This window comes from Actinoplanes couchii (assembly GCF_016862075.1).
Classification (GTDB): domain Bacteria; phylum Actinomycetota; class Actinomycetes; order Mycobacteriales; family Micromonosporaceae; genus Actinoplanes; species Actinoplanes couchii.
The window spans coordinates 22,416-28,632 of sequence record NZ_BOMG01000136.1 but is presented as its reverse complement, the minus strand read 5'-3'; the positions used below and the strand labels follow the sequence as shown (position 1 = coordinate 28,632).

The 6,217-nt window shown below is 68.2% G+C and carries 6 protein-coding genes; 4 read left to right on the top strand and 2 right to left on the bottom strand.

Translation table 11 applies throughout. The features are described 5' to 3' along the window. Positions 1-87 precede the first annotated feature (87 nt). Complete coding sequence (locus Aco03nite_RS50460; protein WP_203810031.1) at positions 88-357, top strand: hypothetical protein; 270 nt, start codon at positions 88-90, stop codon at positions 355-357. 83 nt (positions 358-440) lie between these two features. Here Aco03nite_RS50460 and Aco03nite_RS50455 read toward each other — a convergent pair whose 3' ends face one another. Next, positions 441-1,148: a hypothetical protein gene (locus tag Aco03nite_RS50455; protein ID WP_203810029.1), complete on the bottom strand. Its 708-nt coding sequence runs from the start codon at positions 1,146-1,148 to the stop codon at positions 441-443. Positions 1,149-1,583: 435 nt separating this feature from the next. Here Aco03nite_RS50455 and Aco03nite_RS50450 point away from each other — a divergent pair, with 435 nt between their 5' ends. Then, the gene (locus Aco03nite_RS50450) at positions 1,584-2,156 is read left to right on the top strand and encodes a transposase (protein ID WP_203810027.1); all 573 of its coding nucleotides are present in this window, start codon (positions 1,584-1,586) and stop codon (positions 2,154-2,156) included. Between the two features lie 9 nt (positions 2,157-2,165). On the opposite strand, the gene Aco03nite_RS50445 is transcribed toward Aco03nite_RS50450, so the two are convergent. Then, a complete protein-coding gene (locus tag Aco03nite_RS50445; RefSeq protein WP_203810025.1) occupies positions 2,166-4,511 on the bottom strand; it encodes a M1 family aminopeptidase in 2,346 nt (781 codons plus the stop codon). Between Aco03nite_RS50445 and Aco03nite_RS50440 the strand changes: the two genes are divergently transcribed. Both Aco03nite_RS50440 and Aco03nite_RS50435 read left to right on the top strand, forming a co-directional pair. Next, positions 4,510-5,169, top strand: a complete 660-nt coding sequence (locus tag Aco03nite_RS50440; protein WP_203810023.1) for a hypothetical protein — start codon at positions 4,510-4,512, stop codon at positions 5,167-5,169. The two genes, Aco03nite_RS50445 and Aco03nite_RS50440, sit on opposite strands and share 2 nt — an antisense overlap. A gap of 136 nt (positions 5,170-5,305) precedes the next feature. Next, positions 5,306-6,214: an ABC transporter ATP-binding protein gene (locus Aco03nite_RS50435; protein ID WP_239146111.1), complete on the top strand. Its 909-nt coding sequence runs from the start codon at positions 5,306-5,308 to the stop codon at positions 6,212-6,214. Positions 6,215-6,217 lie beyond the last annotated feature (3 nt).

Genomic DNA, 6,217 nt, shown 5'->3' with positions numbered 1-6,217 from the left:
CCCAGTCGGCCGTGCGGCAGAACGGCATGATCGGAACGCACCCTATGCGGCAGATGAGCTCGCCTCGCATCGCGCTAGCATTCCCTCATGACTTCCGTTTCAGCCGACGAGGACTGGACCGAGGAAGAGCCGTCGCGGCCCTTTGAGCCGTGGTTAGACGACTATATGAACTCCACGGCCACGGTCGACGCCCTTGGCGCTCTCGGCAGCAGATGTCGGGACGCAGCGGACCGTCTGGTGAGCGAACTACTAGCTGATCCCAACGACCCTGCTGCTAGGTCGCGTTTCACAAGGACTCTTGGCTTCTTGATCTTCGACAGCTACCGCCTCGATGGCTGGGAAGAATACGAGAAGTAGCCCGCCGGTATCATCACTCTAAGTCGCCGAGTGGGCCTGCGCGTTCGCTACACTGCAAGAGATTACGTCTATGGCTGCGACATCTAATCGCGATACGGAAGCTCTACCTCCGTGGAAACACCGCAGCCGGAACAAGGCGGCTTGACCAAATCAGCGATGGGGATTTTATCTCCGTCCTTGCTGTAGGTATCCAGCTTTCCGTCGACCAGTTCGTCCACCTCGTAGATCCTCGCTGTCCTTCGCTGCGTGATATCAGCTTGTGGAGGCAGTGTCACGTTCGAATCAGTCTCGCCTTTCGGCCTTATTCTCTGGCGCGGATAGAATTCGCTGTGTCCGTTTACGTCATGTATCTGAAGAACAAGCCACAGTGAGTTTTCACATGCTGCCTCTTCTTCGACACGCGCAGACATCTCAACGCTGCGCGAGCTGCCTTGCCGAGCGAACAGATTGACTTTGGCATCGGGCACGCAGTCGGCCATATCATCACCTCGCGCTACCACGAAGATCGCAATAGACGCGCCTAGCAATGTTGCGGCCATCGCCGAGTATGTAAAGGCCTTCGACTTTCGAATCTGAGTGGTGGCCTCGCTGTCATCGCCTGTGCCACTGCGCAGCGCCACAAGTAGTGTGATCACAGGGACAATGTAAGCAGCGTGGATACCGAGCGCTCCGCCGACAGCATCAGCCGCCTCCCATGATCCAGAGCGCAGCTGAAGCACTATCACTGCCGCGGCAATGGCCAGCCCACCGCCTAGTGTGATCCAAAATTTCGCACCGTTGGCGCGGTTCATGGGCGTAGATTATCGCTCAGACTAGCGGATTGACTCAACCGTAGGAGGGCTTGACAGATTGACGAATGCACCCCTTCTGTGTGTTCCGTGATTTTCCACGCCGCCCTGGCGTTGAGGATTGCAGCTTCGATTGAGGTGCTACAAACGCTCTACGCGGCTCGTCACTCTGCGAGATTGGCCTCTGGGCGTTGAGTAGAGTTGCACTCATCCCGGCTACTTATCTACTGGTGGCACGACCGCTGCCCGGCCAGGCATGGTCGAGGTGACCGGCGGAGACGCTCCCACATCGGCTGCCCACCGTAGGTACTTGGTGTGGCTCTCAATTGGCATGCGCCCAGTTGAGCGCGTTCGTAGTGCCCACCCTCCGACCTGACCGACGGTGACAGAGCGTTATCCCGAGAGGACGGGCGCATCTAGCCCCTATCGACGCTCGTTGTGGTCGCCGCTTTGGAGACCGGTCGCACCTCCTGGAACGCTCTGCTGGACGCGGTTCGCCTGCCGCCCGGCGCGGACGTCACGACGACCTGTGCGCGGATCCGACAACTCGTCGGCCGGCTTGTTGATGCTGGCCAGCGGAAGCCGGGAGACCGCGACATCCTGATCGTGCTCGACGCCGGCTACTCGAACAGACCCTCGGCTGGACCGCACAGCAGCTACGCGAGCCGGCTGCCGCGGACCGCTGGGACCTGGCTGGTCATAGCTGCGCATACTCAGCTACGTCTCGCCCGGCCCCTCGCCCAGGATCTGCGCCGGCCCTGGGAACGCCCGACGGCGCCGGAACGGCTCACCCCAGCCCGGGTGCGGCGCGGGTTTCGGAACATCCGCGCGGCCAGCGGCTCGCCAGCGCGTGCACCGAAACCCAGCCACCCCGGCCCAGGACGGCCGCCCGGCTCCCGCAACCGGCAGCCCGCTGCCCGCCACGACGTCGGACTCGTCCTGGTCACCGGCCAGGCTCACCAGCGTCCGACCCATCACAAGAAGGGCACCGAGCCCCGCCGCACTGGTTAAACGACGAGCTCACCGGCGGTCGGTGTTCTCCGGGCTGCGGTCGTCGAGTTCGTCTGCCCAGCGGCGGCGCAGCACGGTGGGGACTTCTCCGGTCAGGGCTTCGTGGAACAGGGTCAGTTCGTCCTCGGACAGGGGCAGGGCGGGGAACGAGCGGCCCACCGCGGAGGCGAAGGCCGAACCTCGCCGGGCCAGGGCCGGGGCTGCCTCGACGTACGCGCGGATGTAGGGCGCGACCAGGTCCCGCTGTGACGGTGACCAGAGGCCGGCCGCCAGCGCCCGGAACCGGCGCACGGAGATGCCGGCATCCTCGGTCATCGCCGCCCAGGCCTCCGCCTTCGCCGCGGTGGTGGGGCGGGCGGCCAGTGCGGTGTGGGCACCGAGTTCACCGGTGGCGGTGCCGTCGTGCTGCCGTTCGGTCTCGATCTCCGGTGCTTCGAGGTCGCCCAGCTCGGCGAGGCGGTGCACGACCGTCCAGCGCAGGTCCGGGGACAGCGGCACTCCGGGGTTGACGGCGTCGCCGTCCAGCCAGCGGCGCAGCAGCGTGATGTCGGTGGTGGTGCGGGCCAGCCCGGCGGCCAGTGCGAGCTGGCGGTCGGGCTCGCCGGTGGGTGCGCAGGCCGCGGCGATGACGTCGAAGACGCCCGTCACCTGCCTGCTGCATGCCAGAGCCCGGTCGACGGCCGCGGCGACTAGGGTGGGTGACGGCTCGCGGGGCAACTGCCGGGGCAGCAGTTCCTCGATCGGTACGGTCGACCAGAGCACCGCCCGGACCAGCGGGTCGGCCAGATCGGCCAGGCCGTTCGCCACCGCGCCGGACGACAGCTGGTCCAGGTGGATGCGGGCGAAGGTCTCGCCGTGCGCGTTCGGCACCACCACCAGGCCGGCCCAGTCCGGCAACGGCACCGCCTCGGCGGCGAGATCGATCAGCCGTGAGCCGGCCGGTTCCAGGTCCAGGGTGTACGCGGTGACGGTGAACCGGTGCGGCCGGATGCCGTCGCGGGTCAGCACGGGCACGCCGTCGTCGCGGCGGGTGACCCGGATCGTGTCGTGGCCCGCCTGACGCAGCCACACTGCGGCCCAGGCGCGCACGTCGCGTGGTGAGGCGGCGTCGAGTGCGGACAGCAGGTCGTCGAGGGTGGCGTTGGCGAACCGGTGCCGGGTCAGGTGCGCGTTCACCCCGGCCAGGAAGTCCGGCTCGCCCAGCCAGGTCACCAGCTGCCGGATCACGGCGTTGCCCTTGCCGTAGGAGATCTCGTCGAAAATGGTCCGGCCGGTGGCCACGTCCGGGACGTCGGCGGCGGCCGGGGCGACCGGGTGGGTGGAGCGTCGCCGGTCGGCCCGGTAGGCGCCGGGTTTGTGGGCCGCCTCGAACGACACCCGGGTGCCGGGGAAACCCGCCACGGTCTCGGCGACCTGGAATCCCATGTAGTCGGCGAACGATTCGTTGAGCCAGGCGTCCTCCCACCAGACCGGGGAGACCAGGTTGGCGAACCACATGTGTGACATCTCGTGGGCGATCACCATGGCCCGGCGCCGGCGGTCGTCGTCGGTGACCGGGCCGCGGGGCAGCATCGACTCGTTGTACGTGACACAGCCCGGGTTCTCCATCGCGCCCCAGTTCAGCTCGGGCACGAACACCTGGTCGTAGGAGTCGAACGGGTACGGCTCGGTGAAGATCGTCGCGTAGTGGTCGAAGCAGAGTTCGGTGACCCGGCGCAGTTCGGCGGCGTCGCGATCCAGTTCGGCGGCGAGCGAGCGCCGGCAGTGCCAGCCCATCGGCAGGCCGCGGTGTTCCCAGCGGATCGAGTGGTACGGCCCGGCCACCACGACCAGCTGATCACACGGGATCGGCGGGGTGGCGGCGAACGTCGTGCCGTCGACCGGTAGCGCGTTGGTGAGGACCGTCCACGCCGGGTCGGCGGTGACGGTCAGGGTGATCGGGCTCTTGAGATCCAGCTGGTCGAAGCAGGCGAACAGGCGCTGGGTGACGTCCAGTCCGAGGTAGGCGCCGACGTACCGTTCGCCGTCGGCCGGATCGGTGAAGGTGTGCAGGCCCTCGCCGTCGGTGACGTACCGCAGCCGGGCGTCGACCACCACCTCGTGCCGGCCGGGGGTCAGGCCGTCCAGGGGGATGCGCCTGCCGTCGTAGGCGGTGGTGACGACGTCGCCGTCGATCGTCACCTGCAGCTGCTCGGCCCGGTGCAGTTCGAGGAAGGTGTCGCCGCCGCGGGTGTCGAACCGTACGGTGGCCCGGCTGTGAAAGGCTTCCGTCGAGGTGACGTCCAGCGCCAGTTCGTAGGAGACATCGGCGAGCATGGCAGCCCGGCGGCGGGCCTCATCAAGCGTCAACGACATGCTGACACCCTACGGAGGAGATCAGTTGGAACGGTCGTCGCTGTCGTTGTCGGTCGACGAACGTCGGCGGGTGATCGTGCGGGTGGACGGGGTCGACGTCAGCCGGGCCGACGGCAACGACGGGCCGGACCCGTGGCACGTGCTGGTGCCGGTGAACCGGTTCGCGGCGCAGTCCGTGGTGATCGCCGCGTGCCGGGGGTGTGGGCCGGACTGTTTCGCCGTCGAGGCGACGATCCGCCGGGACGGTGACGTCGTGCGCTGGGAGTGGGACGGCCGCACGGTGGTGTTCGACGCCGGGGCCTACGACGCCGAGGTGGCCCGGTTCGGCGTCGACCACGGCTGGGAGACGCCGCTGCGCCGGGCCGGCCGTCTCATCCTGACCGATCTCCCCCTTCCGCCGGGTGTCGTGGGCGTCCGGGTCAGCGAACGCGACACCGGCGAACTCGAGGTCTGGCTGGAAGAGCCGGACCACTACCAGATCTTCGTCCGTACGCCGTGGAACAGCACATGCCCGCACGAGAGCGCCGCCACCGCCCGCACCGTCCTGACCGGCCCGCCCTCCGGATGGCCGGCGCAGTGGCACGGCGTCCCGTGGGAGCGACGGGAGACTCCGCCGGGGTACGCCGGCCCGTCGTGGCGCCGCGTGGACTGGGACTGACCGGCGGAGGACCGTCACGGATGTGACTATTTGGTAAGCGGTTGTTGACTACCGGTCGGTACCAGCGTTGTATGGGCACGCTCAAGATCGGAAACCTTACTGAAATCGAGGAGTGAGAGCGATTTCCCGGACACCTCTGGCACTGCCGAAACCTCCCGAGCGGGCGCCGGAGTTCGGGCGGGAGTCGCTGATCGTCTGTGAGAGCCTGGTCCGGATCTATCAGACCGGGTCGATCGAGGTGCAGGCCCTGCAGGGGCTGGACCTGCTGGTCGGCGCGGGTGAGATGGTCGCCGTGGTGGGCGCCTCCGGATCGGGCAAGTCGACGCTGCTGTCGATCCTGGCGGGCATCGACGCGCCGACGGCCGGGAAGGCCCGGGTCGGTGAGTGGGATCTGCTGGGCATGTCGCGGGGCGCCCGGGTGCGTTACCGGCGGCACACCGTCGGGTTCGTCCGGCAGCAGACCGCCTCGAACCTGGTGCCCTACCTGACGTCGCGGCAGGTGGTCGAGTTGCCGATGACCGCGGCCGGGGTGAAGGCGAGGACGCGGCGGCAGCGGGCCGGTGAGCTGCTGGCGGCCCTGGACGTGGCCGACTGCGCGGACCGCAGGCCGGCGCAGATGTCCGGCGGGCAGCAGCAGCGGGTGGCGATCGCGGTGGCCCTGGCGAACCAGCCGCAGGTGCTGCTCGCCGACGAGCCGACCGGTGAACTGGACACGACCACGTCGGCGGGTGTGTTCGAGGCGATGCGGCACGTGAACCGGGAGTTCGGGGTGACCGTCGTGGTCGTCACCCACGACCCCGAGGTGAGCGGGCAGGTGGAACGGACGATCGCGATCCGGGACGGGCGGACCAGCAGCGAGGTGCTGCGGCGTACCGAGACCGGCGAGGACGGGGACACGCGGGTGATCGCGGAGGAGTACGCGGTGATGGACCGGGCCGGGCGGATCCAGATCCCCCGCGAGTACCGGGAGGCCCTGGAGCTGACCCGGCGGGTGCGGCTGGCTCTGGAGTCGGACCACGTGACGATCCGGAACGACCCGTCGTGACGG

What these genes read in the sequence shown, in the direction of transcription:
- Aco03nite_RS50460 (WP_203810031.1), top strand. Translation starts at nt 88, where the DNA reads ATGACTTCCGTTTCAGCCGACGAGGACTGGACCGAGGAAGAGCCGTCG.
- Aco03nite_RS50455 (WP_203810029.1), bottom strand. Translation starts at nt 1,148, where the DNA reads ATGAACCGCGCCAACGGTGCGAAATTTTGGATCACACTAGGCGGTGGG.
- Aco03nite_RS50440 (WP_203810023.1), top strand. Translation starts at nt 4,510, where the DNA reads ATGCTGACACCCTACGGAGGAGATCAGTTGGAACGGTCGTCGCTGTCG.
- Aco03nite_RS50445 (WP_203810025.1), bottom strand. Translation starts at nt 4,511, where the DNA reads ATGTCGTTGACGCTTGATGAGGCCCGCCGCCGGGCTGCCATGCTCGCC.